A 470-nucleotide genomic window follows, 5' to 3' on the forward strand; every position below is an offset into this window, starting at 1 on the left:
CCGGTGAAAAGATGGCGGACGGGATCCAAAAGCCATTTGGAAATGCGTATCGTTGGTTCGTAGACAATGTGACGAAAAAGATTGTGAATGCATTCAGTGACGTCAAGAGTACCGTCGCTTCAAAAGCCGAGAGTATTTGGAATGCGATAAAAGACAAGTTTAAAAACGCTTACGCTTAGTTTGTTGATAATGTGGCAAAAAAACCGATGGAAGCATTCGACAATTGGAAAACCTCCATCGCCAATGCCGCGTTAAATGTTTGGAACGGAATGAAGGAAAAATTCAAGGATGCTTACACTTGGTTTGTTAACAACGTCGCAAAAAAACCGATGGAAGCATTCAACAATTGGAAAACCTCCATTGCGAATGCGGCGCTAAATGTTTGGAACATGATTAAGGAGAAGTTTAGAGGCGCTTATGAGTGGTTTCGAGATAACGTCGCAAAGAAACCAATGGAAGCGCTGAACAAT

Annotated in this window: 1 protein-coding gene; it reads left to right on the forward strand. The window is 42.1% G+C overall.

What is annotated here, in order from left to right:
• Nucleotides 1–206 precede the first annotated feature (206 nt).
• A partial coding sequence (locus FOI68_RS22850) for a hypothetical protein (RefSeq protein ID WP_143864424.1) occupies nucleotides 207–470 on the forward strand: 264 nt, incomplete at its 3' end.

The organism is Brevibacillus sp. LEMMJ03, from assembly GCF_007197875.1.
GTDB classification, from domain to species: Bacteria; Bacillota; Bacilli; order Brevibacillales; family Brevibacillaceae; genus Brevibacillus; species Brevibacillus thermoruber.